The organism is Labilithrix sp. (genome assembly GCA_019637155.1).
Classification (GTDB): domain Bacteria; phylum Myxococcota_A; class Polyangia; order Polyangiales; family Polyangiaceae; genus Labilithrix.
The window spans coordinates 44658-68034 of record JAHBWE010000002.1 but is presented as its reverse complement, the minus strand read 5'-3'; the positions used below and the strand labels follow the sequence as shown (position 1 = coordinate 68034).

General features: G+C 72.2%; 17 protein-coding genes. 9 read left to right on the top strand and 8 right to left on the bottom strand.

Features of this window, described 5'->3' with window-relative positions:
* The first annotated feature begins 60 nt into the window (after positions 1-60).
* Positions 61-1080 carry a pirin family protein gene (locus KF837_04150; GenBank protein MBX3226475.1) on the top strand — a complete coding sequence of 340 codons (1020 nt, stop codon included), beginning with the start codon at positions 61-63 and terminating at the stop codon, positions 1078-1080.
* Positions 1081-1089: 9 nt separating this feature from the next.
* On the opposite strand, the gene KF837_04145 is transcribed toward KF837_04150, so the two are convergent.
* The 3 genes from KF837_04145 to KF837_04135 all read right to left on the bottom strand — a co-directional run bounded on the left by KF837_04145 (position 1090) and on the right by KF837_04135 (position 3887).
* Entirely contained in the window at positions 1090-2202 is a 1113-nt protein-coding gene (locus tag KF837_04145; protein ID MBX3226474.1) for a hypothetical protein, read from the bottom strand.
* 4 nt (positions 2203-2206) lie between these two features.
* Positions 2207-2989, bottom strand: a complete 783-nt coding sequence (locus KF837_04140; GenBank protein ID MBX3226473.1) for a hypothetical protein — start codon at positions 2987-2989, stop codon at positions 2207-2209.
* Between the two features lie 112 nt (positions 2990-3101).
* Positions 3102-3887, bottom strand: a complete 786-nt coding sequence (locus KF837_04135; GenBank protein MBX3226472.1) for a hypothetical protein — start codon at positions 3885-3887, stop codon at positions 3102-3104.
* A gap of 387 nt (positions 3888-4274) precedes the next feature.
* On the opposite strand from KF837_04135, the gene KF837_04130 reads away from it, so the two are divergent.
* A complete protein-coding gene (locus KF837_04130; protein MBX3226471.1) occupies positions 4275-5693 on the top strand; it encodes a response regulator in 1419 nt (472 codons plus the stop codon).
* Here the strand turns inward: KF837_04130 and KF837_04125 are convergent.
* The gene (locus tag KF837_04125) at positions 5683-6471 is read right to left on the bottom strand and encodes a hypothetical protein (GenBank protein ID MBX3226470.1); all 789 of its coding nucleotides are present in this window, start codon (positions 6469-6471) and stop codon (positions 5683-5685) included. The genes KF837_04130 and KF837_04125 overlap by 11 nt on opposite strands.
* 26 nt (positions 6472-6497) lie before the next feature.
* On the opposite strand from KF837_04125, the gene KF837_04120 reads away from it, so the two are divergent.
* The 3 genes from KF837_04120 to KF837_04110 are packed head-to-tail and all read left to right on the top strand — an operon-like array spanning position 6498 to position 10486.
* On the top strand, positions 6498-7721 hold the full coding sequence (locus tag KF837_04120; protein ID MBX3226469.1) for a DTW domain-containing protein: 1224 nt from the start codon (positions 6498-6500) through the stop codon (positions 7719-7721).
* Positions 7722-7767: 46 nt separating this feature from the next.
* Positions 7768-9558 carry a protein kinase gene (locus KF837_04115; GenBank protein MBX3226468.1) on the top strand — a complete coding sequence of 597 codons (1791 nt, stop codon included), beginning with the start codon at positions 7768-7770 and terminating at the stop codon, positions 9556-9558.
* Positions 9545-10486 (top strand): hypothetical protein, encoded by a 942-nt coding sequence (locus tag KF837_04110; protein ID MBX3226467.1) that lies wholly within the window; start codon positions 9545-9547, stop codon positions 10484-10486. The genes KF837_04115 and KF837_04110 overlap by 14 nt, the downstream gene beginning before the upstream one ends.
* Before the next feature lie 211 nt (positions 10487-10697).
* Here the strand turns inward: KF837_04110 and KF837_04105 are convergent, their stop codons facing one another.
* On the bottom strand, positions 10698-13160 hold the full coding sequence (locus tag KF837_04105) for a GcvT family protein (GenBank protein ID MBX3226466.1): 2463 nt from the start codon (positions 13158-13160) through the stop codon (positions 10698-10700).
* Between the two features lie 62 nt (positions 13161-13222).
* Between KF837_04105 and KF837_04100 the strand changes: the two genes are divergently transcribed.
* Positions 13223-13651: a hypothetical protein gene (locus KF837_04100; protein MBX3226465.1), complete on the top strand. Its 429-nt coding sequence runs from the start codon at positions 13223-13225 to the stop codon at positions 13649-13651.
* A gap of 26 nt (positions 13652-13677) precedes the next feature.
* On the opposite strand, the gene KF837_04095 is transcribed toward KF837_04100, so the two are convergent.
* Together KF837_04095 and KF837_04090 are read right to left on the bottom strand one after the other, a co-directional pair.
* Positions 13678-15459 (bottom strand): hypothetical protein, encoded by a 1782-nt coding sequence (locus tag KF837_04095; protein ID MBX3226464.1) that lies wholly within the window; start codon positions 15457-15459, stop codon positions 13678-13680.
* A 36-nt stretch (positions 15460-15495) separates the two neighbouring features.
* The gene (locus KF837_04090) at positions 15496-18762 is read right to left on the bottom strand and encodes a hypothetical protein (protein MBX3226463.1); all 3267 of its coding nucleotides are present in this window, start codon (positions 18760-18762) and stop codon (positions 15496-15498) included.
* A 37-nt stretch (positions 18763-18799) separates the two neighbouring features.
* Here KF837_04090 and KF837_04085 point away from each other — a divergent pair, with 37 nt between their 5' ends.
* The 3 genes from KF837_04085 to KF837_04075 are packed head-to-tail and all read left to right on the top strand — an operon-like array spanning position 18800 to position 21652.
* The gene (locus KF837_04085) at positions 18800-19618 is read left to right on the top strand and encodes an NAD-dependent protein deacetylase (GenBank protein MBX3226462.1); all 819 of its coding nucleotides are present in this window, start codon (positions 18800-18802) and stop codon (positions 19616-19618) included.
* Between the two features lie 9 nt (positions 19619-19627).
* The gene (locus tag KF837_04080; protein MBX3226461.1) at positions 19628-20707 is read left to right on the top strand and encodes a hypothetical protein; all 1080 of its coding nucleotides are present in this window, start codon (positions 19628-19630) and stop codon (positions 20705-20707) included.
* A gap of 3 nt (positions 20708-20710) precedes the next feature.
* Positions 20711-21652: a hypothetical protein gene (locus KF837_04075; GenBank protein ID MBX3226460.1), complete on the top strand. Its 942-nt coding sequence runs from the start codon at positions 20711-20713 to the stop codon at positions 21650-21652.
* Here the strand turns inward: KF837_04075 and KF837_04070 are convergent.
* The gene (locus tag KF837_04070; GenBank protein MBX3226459.1) at positions 21647-23377 is read right to left on the bottom strand and encodes a TIGR02996 domain-containing protein; all 1731 of its coding nucleotides are present in this window, start codon (positions 23375-23377) and stop codon (positions 21647-21649) included. The two genes, KF837_04075 and KF837_04070, sit on opposite strands and share 6 nt — an antisense overlap.

The window sequence follows — 23377 nt, the reverse complement described above, 5'->3', positions numbered from 1 at the left end:
GGCGGCCTAGTACTGCGGCTCGGCTTCGCCGCCAACTGACATCGCGCTAAGGTCCGACCCGTGAGCTCCCCCATCCTCGAGACGCTGCCGCTCGGTTTTCCCTGGGTGACGGCCGACCCCTTCCTCTTCTGTGTGCACCACGACGACGCCTATCCCGAAGGGAACGACGAGCTCGGGCCGAAGGCCTCCCTCGCCGGCCGCCGCCTCGGGATGGACTTCGAGGGCAAGGACGGCTGGCGCATGTACCACGGCGAGGTCGTCCCCGGCTTTCCGCAGCACCCGCACCGTGGCTTCGAGACGGTGACGATCATGCGGCGCGGCTACATCGATCACTCCGACTCGCTCGGGGCGACGGCGCGCTTCGGCGCCGGCGACGTGCAGTGGCTCACCGCGGGCGAGGGCATCGTGCACTGCGAGATGTTCCCGCTCCTCTCCGAGCACGAGCCGAACCCGGTCGAGCTGTTCCAGATCTGGCTGAACCTCCCCGCCGAGGACAAGCTCGTCGCGCCGCACTTCTCGATGCTCTGGAACGAGACGATCCCGCGCGTCACCTCCGCGGACGCGGCCGGAAAGAAGACCGAGGTCACCGTCATCGCGGGCAAGCTCGGCGACGCCGTGCCCGGCGCGCCGCCGCCGAAGTCGTGGGCTGCGCGGAAGGACACCGGCGTCGCGATCTGGTCGGTCGTCCTCGAGGCGGGGGCGACGTGGACGCTGCCGCCGGCGGAGGATCCGCGCGTCACGCGGACGATCTACTTCTTCCGCGGCGCCTCGCTGACCGTCGGCGGGCAGGAGGTCGCCGCCCACGCGGCGATGGTGCTGAAGAACGACGAGCCGATCGTCCTCGCGGCGGGCCCCGAGCGCGTCGACGTCCTCATGCTCCAGGGCCGCCCGATCGGGCAGCCGGTCGTGCAGCACGGGCCGTTCGTGATGAACACGCCGGCGGAGATCCAGCAGGCGATCGCCGACTACCGCCGCACGCAGTACGGCGGCTGGCCGTGGGCGAGCGACGATCCGGTGCACCCGCGCGCGGAAAAGCGGTTCGCGAAGCACGCCGACGGCCGCGTCGAGCGGATCGGCTGAGCACGTCCGTCAGCGCGCCACGCGCACGATCGCGCCGTCGCTCCAGTCCTTCGCCTTCGTCCCCGCGCACGCGACGTAGACGTCACCACCGTCGATCGCGAGCGCGACCGGACGAGGCAGTCCGCGCGCGATCTCCTCGACCGTGTCGCCGTCGTGCGCGACGCGACGGAGGCGGCCGTTCGCGAAGTCGGGCGCGTCGCCGGGCTCGGTCCAGTACGCGTACGTCGCGTCGAACGCGAAGTCGGTGGCGCCCCGCGTCCCGACCACCACCGTCTTCCCCAACGTCTCCGTCGTGCGACGGTACACGCCGCCGCTCGATGCAATATACATGTATCCGGCGTAGCCGCGGACGGCGCCGAGCTCTCCCTTCCAGCTCGCGCAGGTCGACGGGCCGACGTTGCCGTCGAGGAAGCAGCTCAACGTGGGGCCCTTGCGCTCCGCCCAGAAGACGGAGCCGTTCGTAGCGCCGACGTCGATGGGCGCGACCGCGAGGTTCGCGAGCACGGTCGTCCGTCCCGCGGCGGTCGTGCGTTTGAGGGCCGAGCCGTTGATCCAGATCGCGTCCGTACCGTCGACGGCGACCGCGTCGATGCCGGAGGCGGAGACGCCGGCGACGCTGGTGATCGCGGCGCCCTCCTCGAAGCGGTACGACTTGAGCTCGCGCGCGGCGACGTCGTCGAAGTAGAGGACGTCGCGCGAGGCGGCGAACACGCCGGCGTTGACGCCGGCGATGCGCTCGACGCAGCCGGCCGCGCGGCACGACGCCGGCGCGGTGTAGAGGCCGGGCGCGCCGCCGTTCTCGAGCCAGTAGAGCCGGCCGTCCTTCGCCGCGAGGCCGCCGCGCCACGCGCGATCGGGCGCGCCGGGGGCACGCGCGCCGAGCGTGTCGCGATCGACGAGGAGCGGCGTCCAGCCGGCTTCGTCGCCCGGGACGTCGCTGGCAGGGGCGCTCTTGCGCGGGACCTCCTTGCTCGATCCCTTCTCGCCCGGCGCCGACGTCGTCGCGGGGCCGTCGTCCTCCTCGAGGACGCCGGCCGCCGGCGGCGGGGACGGCGCCTCTTTGATGTCCGCGCACGCGGTCGTCGCGACGAGCGACGCGGCGACGACCCACGCGCGCATCATCGACTCAGGCGTCGCACTCGCTGACGAGGCTGAAGAGCTTCCGCGACGGCTCGTTCTCGACGTCGACGCCCTCGGGCGTGAGCGTGAAGAGCGGCGCGTCGTCGTAGCGGTAGCCGGCGTCGACGCCGAGCGTGTACCGCTCGGTCACGCCGCCGTGCGAGAGCACGATCGTGCGCTTGCCCTTCTCGCCGTTGGGCTTCTCGATCGTGAACGTCGCGGGCTCCTGCTCCGGCGTGATGTCGCCCGTGTTGTCGTGGTACTTGAGGAACTTGTAGGTCGCCTTGCCGTTCTCGCCGAAGACGATCTGCGACCACGAACCGTAGGCGCCCATCGCCGGCGCCCAGAACTGCTGGCCCTCGAGCATCGCGTCGACGCCGGTCCAGTTCTGCCACTCCGAGTCCTTGATGACGAGGAGCTCGCCGGTGAGGCTCTTCAGCGTGAGCGAGTCGGCGAGGACGGTGCGGATCGGCTGCGCCCACGGGCTCGACTTGATCGTCTCGCGGAACGCGCCGCAGGTCATGACCGCGCGCGACGCCTCGTCGGCGATCTCCCACTGGTAGCCGTTGTCGCTCTCGCAGACGCCCTTCGCGAGCCGCTCCTTCGACCAGTCGACGGCGTTCTTGTAGTGCGCGAGCGCCTCGTTGTACTTGTCCGCGCCGCACGAGATGACGGCGGCTTCGTCGCCGGCGACAGGCTCGCTCGCGTCCCCCGTCTCGGACGAGCAGCCCGCGACGGCGAAAGTAGAGAGGAAAAGGGCGGAAGCGATGTGCGACAAGGTGAGTTTCATGGCTACAGTCACTCTGGTGTAGCAGCTCACCTTACCCTGGCAACCCGACTTCAGAATTCCGGCTTCGGGCGGAGCGACGAGGCGCAGAGCGCGCGCCTCATCGGCATCTACCTCACGCGTCGCACTCGCTGACGAGGCTGTACATCTTCTCCGCCGAGTCGATGAGGCCGAGCGGGCGCTCCGGGGTCAGCGTGAAGATCGGGGCGTCGTCGTACTGCCAGCCGGGCTCGACCGAGAGGAGGAACGCCTCGGTGAGGTTGCCGTGCTTCACGACGATGCGGCGCTTGCCCTTCTCGCCGTTCGGCTTCTCGACGGTGAAGGTCGCCGGCTCGGTGCGGCGGCGCCAGTCGTTCGACTCGGTGTCGACGTACTGGAAGGTGCCCTTCCCGTTCGCGCCGAGGATCAGCTGCGAGCGCGAGCCGACCGCGCCGTTCGACTGCGCCCAGAACTTCACGCCGCGCGCGAGGAGCGCCTCGGTGCCGGTCCAGTTCTGCCACTGCGAGTCCTTGATCACGAGGAGCTCGCCGGTGAGGGAGCGCAGCGTGAGCGAGTCGGCGAGGACGGTGCGGAGCGCCGGCGCCCAGGGGCTCGACTTGATCGTCTCGCGGAACGCGCCGCAGGTCATGACCGCGCGCGACGCTTCGTCGGCGATGCTCCACTGGTACCCGTGCTCGCTCTCGCAGACCCCGCGCGCGAGGCGGTCCTTCGACCACGCGACCGCGTTCTTGTAGTGCGCGAGCGCCTCGTTGTACTTCGCGGCGCCGCAGGAGACGACCGCCGCCTCGCTGTTCTCGACGACCACGTCGTCCTCGGCGTCGCTCCCGGTGGAGCAGCCGGCGAGCGCGGCGACGGTGGAGAGGACGAGGGCGCGACCGAGGTAAGCAAAGGTGGCATTCATGGCTACAGGGCGCTGTGTAGCATCTGAAATTGGACGAGCAACGCCCTGCGTCATTTTGCGCAACCCGCGCTAATTCCCGCGCTTTCGCCGGCTCGCAGACGATCCGCGTCACGCACTCCGGGTGTTGCTCGTCGCAGCCGGTGATGACGACCGAGGTCGGGAGGTTCATTGCATAGTGCAAGCACTCGATGGGCGTCGGCCTTCGCCGCTAGCCGGTGCGACCCAGCGGGCGCCGCGGCATGGACGACGCCGTCGCAGTCGGCGTGCCCGCCGCCGTGGAGCTCTGTCGGCAGATGTCGTCCCGATTCGCAGCGAATCCGGGTGAAACGGCGATTGTGAGTCGAGATACTCATTGGGATACGAGGCTTCTCGGCGTACTATTTCCATATGCGCGTGCTCGCCGCCGACGATGACCAAGGCATCCGCAACGTCCTCGAGCGTTGCTTGAAGAGCTGGGGTTACGAAGTGACGACCGCCGAAGACGGCGCCGCCGCGTGGCGCGTGCTCAAGCGCTGGGACTCTCCGCGCGTCGTCATCATCGACTGGGACATGCCGGGCCTGAAGGGGATCGAGGTCGTGCGGCTCCTGCGGGCGGCGGAGCACGGCGAAGAGGTCTACATCCTCATGCTCACCGGGCGCATGGACAAGGAGGACCTCGTCGAAGCGCTCGAGGCAGGCGCCGACGACTTCCTCACGAAGCCGTTCAACTCGCGCGAGCTGCAGCTGCGCCTCACGAAGGCGGTCGCGTTCCGCAAGTCGATCGCCGCGCGCCAGGGCGTGAAGCGCAACAGCCTCACCGGTCGAGCGCCGCCGAGCGCGTCGATCCTCGGCGGCAAGTACCGCATAGAGAAGAAGATCGCGGAGGGCGGGATGGCGAGCATCTGGCTCGGCTCACACCTCGCGCTCGGGATCAACGTCGCGATCAAGTTCATGAAGCCGGGGCTCGCCGAGGAGCCCGACTACGCGAGCTTCGAGCGCGAGGCCCGCGCCGCCGCGCAGCTCCGCAACGAGCACATCGTCCACATCTACGATCACGGCATCACCGCCGACGGCGTCCCCTACCTCGTGATGGAGTACCTCGCCGGCGAGTCGCTCGGCGACCGCATCGATCGCTGCGGGCCGCTCGCGCCGATCGAGGTCGCCGAGATCGTCGACCAGACCGCGAAGGCGCTCGTCGAGGCGCACAACCGGCTCATCATCCATCGCGACGTGAAGCCGGAGAACATCATCCTGATGGAGGCCGCCGATCGCCCGCACGGCCTCGCGAAGCTCGTCGACTTCGGGCTCGCGAAGCCGAAGACGCTCGAGACGACCGACGGCGGGCTCATCTCCGGCACCCCGAGCTACATGTCCCCCGAGCACCTGCGCGCGCAGGCGCCGCCGAACGTCGCGCTCGATCTCTGGGCGCTCGCCGCGACCGCGTTCACCGCGCTCACCGGCTCGCTCCCGTTCGACGGCGACTCGCTCGCCGACATCATGAAGCAGGTCTGCGTCGCGCCGCCGCCGGTGCCGTCGACGCGCAACCCCGCGCTCACGCCGGCGATCGACGCGTGGTTCGCGAAGGCGTGCGCGAAGAACCCGGCCGATCGCTTCTCGACGCCGCAGGAGCTCGCGTCGACGTTCCGCGCCGCGTGCGCCGACGTCCCCGCCATCTCCGCGAGCGGCGCGCCGATCCCGAAGTCGCCGCGCCTCCGCGGCCTCGCGCCGACGGAGCCCGACACCACCGCGCTCGGCCGCGACACGCTCGTCGATCGCGACCCGCCGACGTCGGTGCGGCGCAGCTCGCGCATCCGCTCTAGCGCTTGAGCGCCTGACACCCGGGACACCACGTCGTGGTGCGCCCGCCGAGGTCGGCGCGGACGAGCAGCGTCTTGCAGCGGCGGCACGGGGTGCCCTTCCGCCCGTAGATCACGAACGGGTTCTCCGCGCCCGCGTCGCCCTTCGCGAGGTCGGCGAGCGTGCGCGCGATCGTCCATTTCAGCGCCTCCGCGATCGCGGCGACGTCCTTCGCCGTCATCGCGCCGGCGCGCGAGCGGGGATCGATCTTCGCCTTCCAGAGCGCCTCGATCGCCTGGATGTTCCCGACGCCGGCGAGGACCTTCTGGTCCATCAGCGCCTCCTTGACCGAGGTCTTCTTGCGCCGCGCGAGCTTCGTCGCGAGGAGGGCGCGGTCGATCCCGTCGGCGAGCGGATCGGGGCCGAGCGCGGTCCACCCCGCGACGTCGGCGCGCGCGATCTCGAGGCGACCCCAGCGCCGCGAGTCGACGTAGGCGACGCGCTTCTTCTTCTTCGCGAGGACGAACCCGACCCGCTCGAAGCGGAGCGGCTCGGGCCCGGCTTGCTCGAACCATCCCGTCATGCCGAGGTGGCCGAAGACGCGCGTGCCGTCGTCGAGGAGGAGGCGCAGCCACTTGCCCTTGCGATCGATCGCGGTGACGACGCGACCGGTCAGCGCCTTCACGAACGCGCGCGGCGACGGCTTGGCGATCCGCGCGTCGGTCGCGGTCACCTCCGCGATGCGCGCGCCCTTCATCCAGCGGACGAGGTTCCTACGGGTGTGCTCGACCTCGGGGAGCTCCGGCATGTCCGTGCTAACGTGCCACGACTTCGTTGAGCCGTGTGGAAGAGAACCGAGCGCGGAACCGGAGCCACTCCGGCCGCGACACCTGCGCGCGCTGCGCGCGGCCGCGGCCGGCCTGCTACTGCGCGCACGTCGTGCCGCTGAAGACGCGGACGCGCCTCGTCATCCTCCAGCATCCGCGCGAACGCGACGTGAAGATAGGGACCGCGCGGATGGCGAGCCTCTGCCTCGAGGGCTCCGAGCTCCACGTCGGCGTCGACTGGAGCCGCTCCGCCTCGCTCGCGCGCGCCCTCTCCGATCCGGAGCGCCCGCCGATCCTGCTCTATCCGGGCGAGGACGCGATCGACATCGTGAAGCACCCGCCGCCGGGGCCGGTCACGCTCGTCGTCGTCGACGGGACGTGGTCGCAGACGCGCAAGGTCGTGAAGACGAACCCGGTCCTCGCCGCGCTGCCGCGCTACGCGTTCGTTCCCCCGAACCCGAGCGAGTACCGCATCCGCAAGGAGCCCGACCTCGAGTCGGTCTCGACGATCGAGGCGCTCGTGCACACGCTCTCGGCGCTGGAGGAGGACCCCGCGCGCTTCACCGCGCTCCTCGCGCCCTTCCGCGCGATGATCGACTACCAGATCGAGTGCCAGGAGCGCATCCGCGGCGCGCGCGTGCGCCACGCGAAGTTCCGCGCGCGCGAGCGACGCCGGCGCGTGCCGCGCGCGTTCGACGGACGCTACGAGGACATCGTCATCGCGGTCGGCGAGGCGAGCTCGTGGGCGTACGCCGATCGCGCGAAGGACCCGCGCCTCGCCGACGAGCTGATCCACTGGGCGGCGCATCGCCCTTCGACCGGCGAGACGATGTCGTTCCTCGTGAAGCCGACGCGCGCGCTGTCGCCGGGGACGCCGAAGCACACCGGCCTCGACGAGGCGCTCCTCGCGACCGGCGGCACCCACGCCGAGCTCCACGCGCGGTGGCGCGCGTTCGTGCGCGACACCGACGTCGTGTGCTCGTGGGGGAAATGGGAGACGTCGCTCTTCACGAACGACGGCGGCTTCCTCCCGCCGGGCCCCGTCGACCTGCGCCAGGTCACGCGCGAGGTCACGCAAGGCAACGTCCACTCGCTCCGCTCGTTCCCGACCGGCGTCGACGGCGCGGTCCTCGTCGGCGGCGCCCTCGTCCCGGGCCGCGCGGGCAAGAAGCTCGCCGCGCTCGTCGACGTCGTCGCGGCGCTCGTCGCGGTCAGTCCGGGCGCACGATGAAGACGCGAGCTGGAAATGCGCCCGAAATGGCGCGAAGATCAGGGCGATGGCCTCGGCGAAGGAACAGCCGCTCGCGCCGGGGCACCGCCTCGACGGCTACGAGCTCTTGTGGCCCATCGGCGAAGGAGGGATGGCGAGCGTCTGGGTCGCGCGCCTCCTTCGCAAGCACGGGTTCGAGAAGCTCGTCGCGATCAAGACCATCCTCCCGAAGTTCGCGTCGGACGAGGCGTTCCAGACGATGTTCCTCGACGAGGCGCGGATCGCGTCGCGCATCGATCACGCGAACGTCGCGCACATCCACGACCTCGGCGAGAACGAGGAGGAGGGCATCCTCTACCTCGTGATGGAGTACGTCGACGGCGACGCGCTCACGCGCCTCCGCAAGGTGCTCGTCAAGAAGCAGCTCCCCTTCCCGATCGGCGTCGCGCTCCGCATCATGGCCGACGTCTGCTCGGGCCTCCACGCCGCGCACGAGCTGAAGGGCGTCGACGGGCGGCCGCTCGGCGTCGTGCATCGTGACGTCTCGCCCCAGAACGTGCTCATCACGACCGAAGGCGTGTCGAAGCTGATCGACTTCGGCGTCGCGAAGGCCGCGGGCCGCCTCACGGAGGAGACCCACACCGGCTACGTCAAAGGCAAGGTCCAGTACATGGCGCCCGAGCAAGCGCTCGGGAGGAACGTCGATCGCCGCGCCGACGTGTGGGCCGTCGGCGCGGTCGTCTATCACCTCGTCGCGGGGCGACCGCCCTTCGAGGCCGACAACCAGCTCGCGCTCCTGAACCTCCTCCAGCGCGGGCGCCCGCCGACGCCGCTCCCGATCACGGTCCCCACGCCGGTCGCCGACGTCGTCCGCCGCGCGCTCACGCACAACCAGGCCCAGCGCTTCCAGACCGCGCTCGAGATGCGCCAGGCGATCGAGAAGACCGGCCTCGCCGCGTCGATCGAGGAGGTGGGGGCGTTCGTGCAGCAGCACCTCGGCGACCTCGCCGAGCGGCGGCGCCAGGCGATCGCGGGCGCGCTCCAGGCCGCGGAGCAGCGCGCGGCCGCCGCGACGATGGCGCAGGGCTCGGGCGCCGCCGCGTCGACGCAGCGGATCGATCCGAACGATCTGCCGCGCTTCAGCCCGACGAGCACGCCGCTCACGCCGCCGATGGGCCGCATGCCGCCGCCGAGCGAGCCGCGCATCGGTCCGCCGACGCCGCAGGCGTTCCCGGCGTACCCGTCGTCGACGCCGATCCTCGCGGGCGCGCCGCCGTCGGACCCGCGGCTCCGGGCGGCGAGCTCTCCGTCCTTCGTGGCGGCGCCGCCGTTGAGCCATCCCGCGCAGACGTTCGCGAACGTGGTCCCGCCGGGCTCGACCGAGCCGCTGCCGTCGCCGGAGGCGCTCGAGACGGGCGCCGACAACACGCACCCCGGCGGCTCGCTCGGGCTCGCGTCGATCAGCGCGTCGGTCAACACGCGCCCCGCGCGCGCCGTGCCGTGGCTCGCGATCGGCGGCGTGTCGGTGGCGTCGACGGTGCTCGCGGTCGTCGTCGGCCTCGGCGTCCGCAGTCGCACGACGCGCGAGTTCGAGCCGCAGTTCGAGACGCCGCTGCCGCCCGCTTCGACCGCCACGCTCGCGCCGCCGGCATCGCCGCCGTCGGCATCGCTGCCGTCATCACCGCCGCCATCGGCATCGGCATCGGCATCGGCATCGCCGAGCCCCGAGCCTCCGAAGCCCGAGGATGAGCCCGAGCCGTCGGCGAAGCCCGCGGTCGCGGCGCCGACGATCGTTCGACCCGTGACGGCGCCGACCGGCTCGGGCAAGAAGAAGCCGAGGATCGATGACGGTTTCTAAGCACGTGGTCGCGGCGCTCGTCGCCGCAGGCATCTCGCTCTGTTCCTCCGTCGCGAGCGCGGAGCCGACCGCGCAGGAGAAGGAGCACGCGCGCGACCTCATGGCGGAGGGGCGCGACCGCCGCGACAGGAACGATCTCGCCGGCGCGCTCGACAGCTTCAAGCAGGCCGACGCGATCATGCACGTGCCGACGACGGGCTACGAGGTCGCGCGCACGCAGCAGATGCTCGGGCAGCTCGTCGAGGCGCGCGCCACCGTCGACGCGATCGCGAAGCTCCCCGCGAGCCCGACCGATCCCGCGCCCTTCACCGAGGCCCGCGCGAAGGCGGAGGCGCTCGCGAAGGAGCTCGACAGGCAGATCCCGCAGCTCAAGATCGCGGTGAAGAGCGAGGGCAAGGCGGCCACGGTGACGATCGACGACGCGCCCCTCGCCTCGCTCGACGCGCCCGCGCGCGTGAACCCGGGCAAACACGTCGTCGTCGGCCGCACCGACGACGGCGAAGCGCGCGAGGAGATCACCGTCGCCGCAGGCCAGACGAAGGACGTCGAGCTCCGGATCGAGAAGAACCACGTCGCCGCCGCGCCGCCGGCGACGACGGCGGAGAAGAAGCTCGCGATCCCGACGCTGTCGTGGATCGGCTTCGGCGTCGGCGCGGCGGGCCTCGCGGTCGGCACCGTGACGGGCCTGATGGCGATCGGCGACGAGAGCGACATCGCGGACCGCTGTCAGGGCACCCGCTGCGGGCGCGACGTCGAGCCCGACCTCGACAGCGCGAAGACGAAGGCGACGATCTCGACGATCGGCTTCATCGTCGCCGGCGTCGGCGTCGCGGTCGGCGTCGTCGGCCTCTTCGTCGGTCAGCCCAAGACCGAGACGAAGGTCGGCAACGTACGCCTCGACTTCACGCGCATGCGCGCGGTGTTCTAGTTCGAGAGGGCTCTGCCCTCTCGAGCTCTCCCGCTGGGGGTCGCTTCGCACGCGTTGCGCGCGCGCTCCGCCGCCCCCAGACCCCCCGAGAGGGGCCGGGCTGCTCCCTCCGGACCGCATGCATGCGCCGCCCACTGACCACCCGAGAGGGTCGCCAGAGGGCCTTTCGGGCGCCGGCTCGAGCGGCCGATCGGGCTGGGAGCGGCGCGTCTCAGGCTTTGATTTTCTCGTTGCTCGGATCGAAGAGCGGGCGGATGGATGCGCGGGCGGGGTGCTTTTTGCCGGCGACGTCGACCTCCCAGGTGCCGGCGTCGAGCCATTTTTGAGTGATGGGGTCGTCGGCCTCGATCATCGCGAGGGCGACTGCGCCGCCGAGGGTGTGGCCGTACGACGCTGCGCGCACGTAGCCGACGGGCTTGCCGCTCCGGTGCACGAGCTCGCCGTGGAACATGAGCGGCTCCGGATCGGTGAGCAGCACCTGCACCATGCGGCGCTTCAGCGGGCCCTCCGCCTTCTTCGCGAGGACGGCCTCCTTGCCGAGGAATCCGCCCGGCTTCTCGAGGTCGACCGCGAAGCCGAGGCCGGCCTCGAGCACGGAGTCGGTGTTGTCGATGTCGTGACCGTAGTCGCGGTAGCCCTTCTCCATCCGGAGGCTCGCGAGCGCCTTGAGGCCCGCGTGGCGGAGACCGAGCGCCTTGCCCACCGCCACGATGCGGTCGTAGACGTGGACCGCCTGCTCGGTCGGGACGTAGAGCTCGTAGCCGAGCTCGCCGAGGTACGTGATGCGGAGACAGAGGACGCGCGCGAAGCCGATCTCGATCTTCTTCGCGTCGCGGAACGCGAACGCCTCGTTCGACATGTCGTGCTGCGTGATCGCCTGCAGGAGCTCGCGCGAGCGCGGACCCTGCACGTTGATCTGCGCGAAGGCCGAGGTCTGATCGGCGACGAAGCAGTGTTTGTCGCCGATGTGCCGGTTCATCCACCAATCGACGTGGCGATGGACCGTGTCCGACGCGACGACGAAGTAGTCGCCGTCGCCGAGCTTCGTCACGGTGAGGTCGGCCTGCAGCTTCCCCGCCTCGTCGAGCCATTGCGTGTAGGTTACACGTCCCGGCGCGCCGTCGACCGCGCCGCCGGAGAGCCAGTCGAGCACCTTGCCGGCGTCGCGGCCGCGGACCGCGAACTTCGACATGAAGGACATGTCCATCACGATGACGCCGTTTCGCGCCGCGTCGTGCTCGCTCTTCCAGCGATCGAACCACGCCGGGCGGCCCCACGTGAGCGGCCCCGGGTTCGGCGCGCCGCCCTCGCCCGCGTACCAGTCCGCGCCCTCCCAGCCGCTCACGTCGCGGAAGTAGGCGCCCTCTCCGGCGAGCCGGTCGTGGAGCGCGGACCGCTTCGCGTCGCGTGCAGTCTGCATCGATCGCGTCGGGTAGTGACAGAGGTAGACCATGCCGAGCGACTCGACCGTGCGCGTGCGGCGATACTCGGGCGTGGTCTGGTACGGCTGGAGGCGCGCGACGTCGAAGCCGGTGACGTCGACGTCGGGGCGGCCGTTCAGGATCCAGTGCGCGAGGACGCGGCCGAGGCCGCCGCCGGTGAGGATGCCGATCGAGTTGAGGCCGGCCGCGACGAAGTAATTCTTGATCTCGGGCACCTCGCCGACGCACGGGCTGAGGTCGGGCGTGAAGCTCTCGGGGCCGCAGAAGAACTTGCGGATGCCGACCTCCATCGTTGCGGGCACGCGGCTCATCGCGCGCTCGACGTAGGGGCCCATGCGATCCCAGTCGGGGGCGAGCTCTCCGAAGGAGAAGTCCTCCGGCACGCCTTCGACCTTCCACGGCGCGCAGATCGGCTCGAAGAGACCGACCATGAGGCCGCCGACCTCCTCGCGGAAGTAGCCGTGCGCGGCGGGGTCTTCGAGGACGGGCCAGTCGCCGATGCCGGGGATGCGATCGGTGATGAGGTAGTAGTGCTCCGCCGACTGGAGCGGGATCGTGACGCCGTTCTTCGCCCCGAGCTGCCGCGCCCACATCCCGGCGCAGTTGACGACGACCTCGCAGTCGACGTGGCCCGCGGTCGTGTCGACGCCGGTCACCTCCTCTCCGAAGAGGCCGCGCTTCGTGGTCACGCCGGTCACCGCGACGCCCTCCAGGATCGTCGCGCCCTTCATGCGCGCGCCCTTCGCGAGGGACATCGTCACGTCGACGGGGTTCGCCTTGCCGTCCTCCTTCACGTAGAAGCCGGCCTTGAGGTCGTCGACCTTCGCGAGCGGGAAGAGCTCCTTGATCTCGCGCGGCGAGATCTCGTGCACGTCGACCCCGCAGTAGCGGTTGAACGCGGCGACGCGGCGGTACTCGATGAGGCGGTCCTCGTCCGCGGCCGCTTCGATGAAGCCGACGGGGGCGAAGCCGGTCGCGAGCCCGGTCTCGGCCTCGAGCCGCGCGTAGAGCTTCTGCGTGTACTTCCGCATCTCCGTCTGGGTCTCGGAGAGCGAGCCGAAGGTCACCATCAGGCCCGCGGCGTGCCACGTCGTGCCCGAGGTGAGGCGATCGCGCTCGAGCAGCACGACGTCTTTGCAACCCATGTGGGCGAGGTGGTACGCGACGGAACAGCCAATGATTCCGCCGCCGATGACGACCACACGTGCCTGCTTCGGGAGCGCGGGAGACATGGCCCGCACATACACCGGCGCGCTGTAAGGTGGAATCTGGTCGCGCGTTGATCCAGCGAACGATGCGTCACCTTCTCGTCCTATCCATCGCCCTCGCCGCGCTCGGGACCGCTTGCTACGACGCCGTACCGCCGCCGATCGCGCCGGACCCGCCGAGCGAGAACCCGCTCGTGGTCGCGCCCTCGCAGGACGAGAACCCGGAGACGCCGAAGGTCGTGCGCCGGCTCGTCGGCGAGGCGCGCGCGCAGATGACGAAGAACCGCGCGATGATCGTGGAGCTCCCCGACGCGCGCGGCCGCGAGCGCGCGAGCGCGGAGGCGCGCGAGATCGAGGACGAGCTCGACGCCCTCACGGGCCGGATCGAAGACGCGAACAGCGACAACCTCGACGAGGTCATGAGCCGCCTCCAGCTCCTCGACACCCGCATCGACCTGATGCACGACCGCCTCCGCGCCGCGACCCTGCGCAGCACCGCCGTCGCGAAGGAGTAGCGCGCCCGACGCCGGGAGCGCCGCGTCTATTGCGAGAAGGCGCCGCCGAGCTTGCGCGCCACGTCGTCGAAGAACGCGGTGTACGAGCCGGTCGTGCCGAGGTCGCAGAGCGATCCGACGACCGCCTGGCCGCCGAGCTCCTTCGCGAGCCAGAGCTCGCGCGCGGTGGGGTACGCCTTCGCGCGGACCTGCGTCGTCCCGCTGCAGAGCGGCGGGTTCGCCGTGCTCTCCGCGTCGCAGTCGCAGGCGCGCTCGAAGCCGACGCACTCGAACGGCGCCGGCAGCGCGAAGGTGCATGCATACTGCAAGTCCTTCTTCCCCGTGGTCCACTCGCGGCCGTGGATCGGGTCGGCGCCGTTGTCGCCCTTCGGCGCGTCCGCTCCGCTCAGCGGCGCGCGCGGCGTGACGGAGAGCAGCATGTGCGGGTCGATCCCGGTCGTGTCGTAGCGGCCCGGATCGCGGCCCAGGATCTTAGTCCAGTCCGGCGCCGCGCCGAGGAGCGTCGACGGGACGCCGCCGATGAGCGCGAAGACGACCTTCCTCGGATCGCGGCCGCTCGGCGGGAGGCTGCACCGTTCGTCGCCCTCCTTCTGCGGGAGGTCCGTGCTGAAGAGCGGGTTGGAGCAGGTCTCCGCCTGGACGTACTCGCCGATGACGCGCTGCCCGCTGCCGGCGGCCGTGATGATCGGGTGCTCGGCCGCGAGGTCGGGCAGCTTGCGGCCCGAGAGCGCCGCGACGTAGCGGCCGATCGGGTAGCGCGGCTCGACGCCGTAGCGCCGCTTCATGTCGTGCATGCGGACGTTCAGGTCGTCGTCGGTCGGGCCGTAGAAGCCGTCGAAGCCGGGGCCCGACTGCGCCTGGACCGGCGACTCCTTGCAGTTTGCATCGTTCCGGATCGCCTGGCAGGCCGGGAGGTTCGGGTCGCACGTCGTCGAGAAGCCGCAGGAGATGCAGGCCTCGTTCGTCGGGTCGGTGGCGCAGATCGACGTCCCGCGCGGCGCGGTCGTGCCCTGCGCCGACGTCCCGCGGTTCACGCTGGAGCCTGGGAACGAGCGCGCCGAGAACGCGTAGCCGAAGCCGCCGATCGCGAGCGGATCGATCGAGGCGTCCTCTTCGTCCGTCAGCATCACGATCGCGACGGCGGAGTCGGGGCGGAAGAACGCCTTCCGCTGCGCGAGGAGCTCCCAGTCGACGCCGCTCGGCTCGGCCTGCCGGAAATCGTCGAGGCGGATCTCGGCCGGCGGCTCCGGGTGCGCGACGAAGCGGTACATCGCCTCGAGCTGGGCCTCGAGCCCGCAGCCGGTCTCGCCCACGCCGCGGATGATCTCGGCCGCGCGCTGCTGCAGCGTCGCGACGTCGGGGACCGCGCCGCCGGGCCCGAACGAGAGGAAGCCGCTCTCCGCGCCGGCGACGACGGCGCCCGCCTTGTCCTTGTTGAGGAGGCGCGCGCGGTCGTTCGCGCGCGGGTTGTCGCGCGAGCACACGTCGCCACCATCGTGGAGCGACGACGAGATGACGCCGACGTGGACGTCGGCCGACGCGAACGTGGCGAACACGCGCGTCAGCGACGCGGCCATGAGGTCCTGCTTGTCGCCCATCGACGCGGAGTTGTCGACGACGAAGAGGACGTCGACCTTCGCGCCGCTCGGGAGCGGATCGAGCCTCGGCCCGCCGTCGTCGTTCTCGGCCACGTCTTCGTCGCCGCCGTCGGCGGCCGGCGCCGCCTTCGGCGAGTCGGCCGTCTCCGAGCTGCAGTGCGCGAGCGGCAGGAGAAGGAGCGGGACCAGGAAGAGCGCGGAGTGCCTCATCGTGGCCGATGGTAGCGCAACGCGCGGGCCGCCGCTTCAGCCGCCGAAGCGCGTCATCGCCTCGGTCGCGCGCGGGTTGTCGGGGGCGAGGAGGAAGGCCTCGTAGGCGTAGCGGGAGGCGTCGCCGCCCTCCGCGCGCTCGGCCTCGTGGACGTACGCGTCGCTCAGGATGCGGTAGCGGCCCGGCGTGCCGAACGACGCTTCGAGCCACGGCTCGAGTTGGCTGTAGCGCCCGAACGCCGGCGCCTTGCCGGCGGGGCGCCAGAACACGGTGTCCGCGAGCGGCTGCTCCGTCCACGCGAGGCCCACCGCGCGCGCGAGGAGCTCCGCGTCCTCCTCCTCGCCGAAGAGCGCGAGGAGCGACGCCGCGTTCACGTCCGTCGCCGCCGCCACGCGCAGGCCGCGCCGCGCGTCGGCCTCGCCGCCCTTCACCAGGTTCATCCAGAACGCGCGGACCTTCGTCCACTCCCACGGCGACAAGGCGCGGTTCGCCGGCGCGAGGCGCGTCGCGATCTCCGCCGCCGCGCGGCGCACCGGCGCGACGTGCGCCGCGCAGGTGAGCGTCGCGACGAGCCACGTCATCGGCATGTTCGCGGGGAGGCTGTTCGCGGGGAGCGCCGCGTCGTCGGGGCGGAGCACGCTCCAGGGCTGGAGGTTCATGTCGACGATGCTCGCGAAGGCCGACGGACGCGCGATCGTGACGACGCCGCCGAGGAGCGCGCGGAGGGCCGGGTCCTCCCCGCGATCGAGGAAACGCGCGACCGCGTCGTCCGTGACCGCGTCGCGATCGACGTCCTTCGCCGCGGAGAGCACCGCGAACGCGGCGTAACGCGCGCCGGCGTTCGCGGTCCGATCGCGCATCGTGCGCTCGAGCCGCGCGGTGAGGCCGCGCGCGTCGCCGAGGAGCGCGATCGCCTCGCAGTACGCGCCCGCGATCGCCTCGAGCGCGTCGATGTCCGCGGTCGGGCGCGCGAGCCGCGCCGCGAGGTCGCGCTCGAGCTCCGTCACCGCCGCGGCGAGCATCGGCGACGTGGCGGAGGCCGCGAAGCGCCGCGCGAGCTCCGTCGCGCGCGCGAGCTCCTCGTCGGCGGGCGCCTCCAGCGCGGCGAGGACACGCGCGAGCGTCTTCGCCGCGTCGCTCGGATCGTCGCCGCTCCCGAGCGCGAGGTGCTCCCCGAACGCGACCGCCGCGATCGAGAGCGTGCCCGGCGCGGGCGCGCCGTCCGCCGTCGGAATACTTGCATCATACACGCGCGTGTCGTCGATGCGCTTCGCGAGCGCGGCGCGGGCGCGGGGGCGGAGGTCGGGGCGGCGCGCGACGACGCCGCGCACGAGGAGCATCGCGCCGAGGAGCTCCGGCAGCGGCGCGCCGCCCTCGATCCGCGCGATGACGTCGTCCGCCGGCACCGCCGCGGCGAGCGCCTCGCGCGTCTCCGGCGACACGCGCTCGATCGGGGGCACCGGCACGCGGAGGCGCGTCGCCACCGTCGCGAAGCGGACCGGCCAGCGCCGGCGGAACGGCTCCACGAGGAACGCGCCGATCTCCGGCTCGTCCGCGCGCGTGAGGAGGTCCTCGAGCAGCTCACCGAGCTCCTCGTCCTTCGCGTCCCACGTGAGCGCGTCGATCGCGCGCCACGCGTCGAGGCGCACCTCGACCGCGAGGTCGCGCCGCGTCACGAGCGCGAGCCAGAACGCACGCGCGGCGGGCGCGTCGCCGAGGAGCCTCCCGAGCGATCGCGCGAAGGGCGCCGCGCCGAGACCGTGCGCGCTCACCTGCCGCGCGATCTCGACCGCCGCGCCCGCGAGGTAGGCGAGCGCGCTCCTCCGCCGCCCCGGCGCGACGCCCGCGAGCTCTTCGAGGACGCGGACGAGCGCCTCGAACGCAGGACGCGCGCGCCGCTTCTGCGCGAAGAGCGCGCGGAGCAGCGGCTCGAAACGCGCCAGCTCCGGCGGGAGCCAGCGGACGACGGCGGGCAGCAGATCGAGCACGACGCCGATGCGGGCGGCGTCCTCGCTCGCCAGCACGCCGGCGACGTGCGCGAGGCGGACGCGGCGCGCGAGCTGGCCCGTGTCGTCGCGGTAGAGCCGCGCCCGCTCGTCCTCGGTCGGGACGTCGACCGCGGTGAGGAGCCCTTCTTCTTGCAGATCGAGGACGACCTCCGGCGCGACCGCCGCGACGAGCGCGTCGAACCCGAGCGCGAGCTTCGGATCGCGCTTCTTCCTCGCGAGCGCGAGGCCGCGCGCCGAGGCGCGGTCGTCCCCGAGCGCGTGGAGCGCGACCCACGCCGCCGCGACGTCGTCGTCGAGCGCGCGCGCGACGCGGAGCTTCTCGAAGAGCCGATCGGCGAGGCCACGGCCGCCGTCGCGGAAGAGATCGCTCCACAGCCGGACGTGCTCCTCGAACGACGCGTCGCCGGCGATCGCGAGCGCGCGGCGTCCGGCGAGGGCGGCGGCAAGGGCGATCGCGGGCGCGACCCACTCGAGCGAAAGATCGGCGTGCGCGCGGTCGAAGTCCACCGCCGCGCGGAGGAGGCGCGCGTGGACCGGCTCGACGATCGCGCCGTCGGGTCGCCCGACGAGCGGCCGCAGCTGCTCGACGAGCATCCGCGCCGAGCTCGGATCGCGCCCGACGTGGAGCTCCACCGCCTCGAGCGCCGCGGGCGACGCGTCGAGCGCGACGGCGAGCGCGGCCGGATCCGCGAGCGCGGCGGCGAGGTCGCGCTCCGCCGGCGAGAGCGCCTCCCACTCCTCCCACCGCGGGAGCGGCGCGGTCGCGAGCCCGCCGATGCGGCGCTCGTCGGCGAAGAAGGACGGCGTCCCGCGGTGGATCTCGGAGAGCGCGACGAGCGCGACGTGACGGAGGCTCACCGGATCGGTCGCGCGCGAGAGCACCTCGATGAACAGATCGGTCGCGGCGTCGGCGAGGCCCTCCTCCTCCAGCACCCGCGCCTCGACCGCGCGGAGCGCGAGGAGCCGCGCCGCCTCCGGCGCCTCGACGTCGCGGCCGATCGCGCGGAGCCGCGGCGTCCACTCCGGCGACCACGCGTGGAAGCGATCGCGCAGCGCCTCGATCGCGATCGCGCCGCCGAGCACGTCCGCCGCGCGGAGCCGCACGTCGCGCGGCTGCTTCGTGTCGACCGCGATCGCGAGGAGCCCGTCGATCGCGGCCGTCACCGCCCCGGCCTTCAGCGGCTTCGCGAGGTGACCGCGCAGCTTCTCGAGGCTCGCGAGGCGCGTCGCGTGGAGGCGCTTGCCCACCGCGTCGGCGAGGAGCCGCTTCACTTCGGCCTCGGTCACCGGCATGCGGGCGCGGATTGTAGCGGGGTACTAAGATGAGGAGGTGACCGAAGCGCTCGTTTCGCTCCTGCGCGGCAAACGCGTCGTCGCGTTGACCGGCGCGGGCGTGAGCACGGAGTCCGGGATCCCCGACTACCGCAGCCCCGCCGCGCTCGCGCGCCCGCGGCGGCCGATCCAAGGGCCCGAGTTCGTGCGGAGCGCCGCGCTGCGCCGCCGCTACTGGGCGCGCGCGATGGTGGGGTGGACGCGGTTCCGCGCCGCCGAGCCGAACGACTCGCACCACGCCCTCGCGACGCTCGAGCGGAGCGGCGCCGTCGTCGGCCTCATCACGCAGAACGTCGACCGCCTCCACCACAAGGCCGGGAGCCGCAAGGTGGTCGAGCTCCACGGCGCGCTCGCCGACGTCGTCTGCCTCGAGTGCGGGCGCACCGAGGAGCGCGACGACGTGCAGGCGCGGATGCGGTCCGAGAACCCGGGCTGGATCGACGGCCCGGTCCCGCTCGCGCCCGACGGCGACGCCGAGCTCCCCGACGCGCTCGTGGAGCGCTTCGTCCCGCCGGCGTGCCACGTCTGCGGCGGCGCGCTCAAGCCGGACGTCGTGTTCTTCGGGCACAACGTGGCGAAGCCGGTCGTGGACCGCGCCTTCGCGCTGCTCGACGAGGCGGAGGCGCTCCTCGTCGCGGGGACGTCGCTCGCGGTGTTCTCCGGCTACCGCTTCCTCGTGCGCGCGGCGGAGCGCGGGATGCCGATCGCGATCGTGAACCGTGGCCCCGTGCGCGGCGAGGAGCGCGCGCACGCGAAGCTCGACGCGCCGGCGGGCGAGGCGCTCTCGGCCCTCGCGCACGCCATCGCGCGGGTATGATCCGGCTTCATGGCGCGCCCCCTCGTCCCCTTCGTCGTCGCCCTCGCCGCGTGCGGGCCCTCGGAGCCGCCGCCGGCCGTGCCCGTGCCGCCGATCGTGGACGTCGGCCCCGCGCCGCCGCCGCCTCCTCCCGAGCCGCCCCCTCCCCCGGAGCCGCCGGCGCCGCCGCCGTCGCCGACCGAGCAGCTCCTCCGCGAGTGGACGTCGGCGACGTCGTGCGACGCGTACGACTACCACCCGAATGGCGGGCTCCAGAGCTTCTGGTGCCACCGCCCTGCCCGCCTCACGCTCTCGTTCGTCGAGTCGACGACCGGAGCGCCGGTCTTCACGTCGGGGCCGCACAAGAACGACCTCGACCTCGCGTCGGCGAACGACTTTGGCCACTACAATCCCGACTTCGTGCGGTGGCTCGTCGACAAAGGCGCGCCGAGCGAGAGGGGCAGCACGGCCCGCGCGGCGACACAGAGCGCCTATGACCATCACCTCAAGCCGCTCGCCGAGATATTCCATTACACGCTGCAAAAGGCGAAGACGTCGCCGGAGTGCTTCGCGAGCGAGAAGAAGCTCTATTCCGATCTCCTCGCGAAGAAGCGGCTCCCGGCCGGCTACTACGAGCGCTGGTTCTATTTCATGAATCCCTTCTTCTGCGAAAAAGCGAAATCGGGTCTCGGCGCCGATCAAGGCTCTTCGTATTTCTCCGACAACGGCTTCGACGGCGGCATCAACGGCAACGTGACGAAGACGGTGATCGGCTTCTGGATCCGCCGCTCGCTCGACGGGACGATGGATACGTTCGCCGAGGGGCTGCAGAAGCTCCTCGCCGCGTACGAGCCGCTCCTCGTGGAGAAGCCGTATCGCGCCCCCGACGGCGCGGCGATCAACGCCGCGATCGCGCGCGCGATGAAGGCGGCGAGCCCGTGCCCGAAGGCGAACGTGTCGATCCGCGTTCAACCCGACGGCTCGATGACGGGCGCGACGACGCGCCCGAAGCACCCCGCCTCGCCGAGCTGCCACGAGAAGGCGTTCCGCGAGTCCGTGCCCGCCTTCGACGGCTCGGAGATCACCTTCTCGCGGACGGCAGGGAGCTGAGCGGTGTTCCTCTTCGACGTCGACGAGGATCGAAAGCTCACGATGCTCCGCGCGATGCACGCGGTCGCGCAGGCCGACGGCGCGATCACGCCGAAGGAACGCGCGCTGCTCGAGGTCTCCCGCGACGCGCTCCGCCTCGACGTCCAGCTCGCCGACCTCGCGCCGCTCGATCTCGCCGAGGCCGAGGGCGAAGGCGGCGAGCGCATCGTGCAGGCGATGATCCTCATGGCGATCATGGACGGCGCCGCCGCGCCGGAGGAGGCCGCGCTCGTGAAGGCCGTCGCGGACCGCGCGAAGGTGGACGACGCGCGCGTCGCGAACCTCCGTCACCTCGCGGAGGGGCGCGTGAAGTGGATGCGCTTCGACCTCACGCGCAAGGGCTACGCGAAGGACGAGCTGGCGCGCACGGCGAAGGAGGAGGGCCTCGCCGGCGTGTACCGCACGTTCGGCCCGATCCTCGGCCTCGCCGGCGATCCCGAGCTCGCGCGGAAGTACATCGCGTTGGGGGAGTACCCGGCCGGGACGGTGGGGCGCGCGTACTTCGACCTGATCACCAAGAACGATCTCTCGTTCCCGGGCGAGCCGGACGGACTCGGCGAGCGCGGGATGTGGCACGACATGTTGCACGTCGCGGGCGGCTACCCGGTCGATCCGATCGGCGAGGCGGAGGTGGTCGCCTTCATGGCGGGGTTCCGCAAGGAGGACCCGTTCTTCTGGCTCTTCACCGTCGCGCTCCAGTTCCAGGTCGGCGTCGTCATCTCGCCGTTCGCGCCGGGCGTGCCCGACCAGATCGATCCGCGCCGCTTCGTCTTGCATCACAAGCGCGGCGCGCTCGTGAAGATCGATCTCTCCACCGAGTGGCGCTTCGAAGAGGACTGGGAGAAGCCGCTCGCGGAGGTGCAGGCGCGCCTCGGCGTCGTACCGCTCGAGGACGTGGTCCTATAGTCGCTCGCCGAGCTCGAGATCGGGCCAGGCCGCGCGGAGCGGAGCGAGCGTGGCTTCGGGGATCCCCTCCTTCTGGTGGCGCGGCGCCTCGGGCTCGACGACGAGGCGCGCGAAGCCGGCGCTCGCGAGGACCGGCGCCGCGGCGGCGAGCTCGTCGTAGAAGCGAGGCCAGCGTGGGCCGAGCAGCGCCGTGATCGTCCCGTCGCGCGAGAGCACGAGGTCGCCGCGGCGACGCGCGAGCGTGATCGTCGCGAGCTCGGGGCGCGCGTCGAAGAGCGGGCGCAGGAGGTCCCAATGTGTGTCGTCGAGATCGAGATCGAGCGCGGTGACGGTGGGGACCGCGTCGAGCCATGCCGCGGCGTCGCGGAGGCTCGCGTCGACGAAGAGCTCGCGGACCGACACGCCCGCGAGGTAGCGGGGCTCCGATCGCGTCATGCCCGGCGTGCGCAGCTCGATCCGGCGGAGCGTCGGGATCGCGCCGAAGACGCTCCGGCCGTCGCCCTCGAACGGCGCGGTGAGGCAGACGGACTCGAGGCGCGGCGCGGCGGCGAAGAGCGCGCGCGTGAACGCGCCCGGCCCGTCGATCGCGAGGTGGACGAGGCCGGGGAGGCGCTCGAGGTGCTCGGGCGCGAGCTTGTCGCCCCGCGTCGTCACGTGCGTCCACGGGAGCTCGCGCGTCCGGAGCTTCGCGAGGAGCGACGGCTTCACGACGCCGACGTCGCGTAGGTTCCGCCCGTGCTCGCCGTCGAGCAGCTCGAGGAGCGCCTTCACCGGCGCGTGCTCCATCCGCGTGAGGCGGCGGACGGTGCCCCACTCGCGCGCGGTCGCGACCTGCGCGAGGCCGGTGTTCGCGAGCTGCACCGCGGCAGGGAACCCGCGCTCGAAGGTGACGGTGTTCGCGGCGACGCCGAGCGGCGCGCTCCACGCCGCGAGCTCCGCGCGGCCGAAGGTCCGGCGCTCGAGGTCGGCGCGCTCCGGCGTGCCGCGTCCGGCCGCGCGCTCGACCTGGAGCACGATGAATTCGCCGCGCGGATCGCCGCGCTCGCTCGCGGCGTCGGCGTACACGAGCCGCGCCGCGTCGTCGTCGGGGCTCTCGACGATCTCGCGGAACAGGTCGTCTCGCGCCGGGGGCGCGGGCGCCGGCTCCGCGCGCACCTCGCCGAAGAGGGCGCGCTCGTGCTCGGCGAGCTGCGCCTCGTCGGCGGCCGTGAGCGGCGGCGGCTCGTTCATCTTCGCGGCGGCGCGGCTCATCGCGCCGGCGAGCCAGGCGCCGAGGTCCGTATCGTTGATCGTCTTGTAGCGGAGCGAGAGCGACGCCATCCCGTCGCGGGCGCGCACGTCGCCGGACCCTTCGAGCGCGGCGACGACCGCTTGCCAGAGCTTCCGCGTGCTGCCGGCGGTGAACGGCGGGTCCTCGAGCAGCTCGAGGAGGGCGGTCACGACGCGGGGATCGTCCCACGTCGCGAGGCGCTCCACGCGCTCGAGCGCGAGCGCCGACCTGCCCGCCGCGACGAGCGCGAGGAGCCGGGGGAGGTCGCGCCAGTCGCGCGCCTCTTCGACCGCGTTCCACTTCGCGACGTCGACCGCCTTGCCGCTCGCGCCGAGCGGCGGCTCGCCGGCGCGCGCAGGCTCCCGCGCCGCGATCGCGAGGACGATCGCGGCGAAGCGCGGGTGCCGCGTGGCGCGCCACCGCGCGAGGGCGTCCTCGAAGCTCGGTGCGGACAT

Bases quoted from the DNA above. Each gene is read 5' to 3' on its own strand.
- KF837_04100 (MBX3226465.1), top strand. From the start codon at position 13,223: ATGCGTCACCTTCTCGTCCTATCCATCGCCCTCGCCGCGCTCGGGACC.
- KF837_04080 (MBX3226461.1), top strand. From the start codon at position 19,628: ATGGCGCGCCCCCTCGTCCCCTTCGTCGTCGCCCTCGCCGCGTGCGGG.
- KF837_04110 (MBX3226467.1), top strand. From the start codon at position 9,545: ATGACGGTTTCTAAGCACGTGGTCGCGGCGCTCGTCGCCGCAGGCATC.
- KF837_04095 (MBX3226464.1), bottom strand. From the start codon at position 15,459: ATGAGGCACTCCGCGCTCTTCCTGGTCCCGCTCCTTCTCCTGCCGCTC.
- KF837_04140 (MBX3226473.1), bottom strand. From the start codon at position 2,989: ATGAAACTCACCTTGTCGCACATCGCTTCCGCCCTTTTCCTCTCTACT.
- KF837_04115 (MBX3226468.1), top strand. From the start codon at position 7,768: ATGGCCTCGGCGAAGGAACAGCCGCTCGCGCCGGGGCACCGCCTCGAC.
- KF837_04135 (MBX3226472.1), bottom strand. From the start codon at position 3,887: ATGAATGCCACCTTTGCTTACCTCGGTCGCGCCCTCGTCCTCTCCACC.
- KF837_04125 (MBX3226470.1), bottom strand. From the start codon at position 6,471: ATGCCGGAGCTCCCCGAGGTCGAGCACACCCGTAGGAACCTCGTCCGC.
- KF837_04070 (MBX3226459.1), bottom strand. From the start codon at position 23,377: ATGTCCGCACCGAGCTTCGAGGACGCCCTCGCGCGGTGGCGCGCCACG.
- KF837_04105 (MBX3226466.1), bottom strand. From the start codon at position 13,160: ATGTCTCCCGCGCTCCCGAAGCAGGCACGTGTGGTCGTCATCGGCGGC.
- KF837_04145 (MBX3226474.1), bottom strand. From the start codon at position 2,202: ATGATGCGCGCGTGGGTCGTCGCCGCGTCGCTCGTCGCGACGACCGCG.
- KF837_04130 (MBX3226471.1), top strand. From the start codon at position 4,275: ATGCGCGTGCTCGCCGCCGACGATGACCAAGGCATCCGCAACGTCCTC.
- KF837_04090 (MBX3226463.1), bottom strand. From the start codon at position 18,762: ATGCCGGTGACCGAGGCCGAAGTGAAGCGGCTCCTCGCCGACGCGGTG.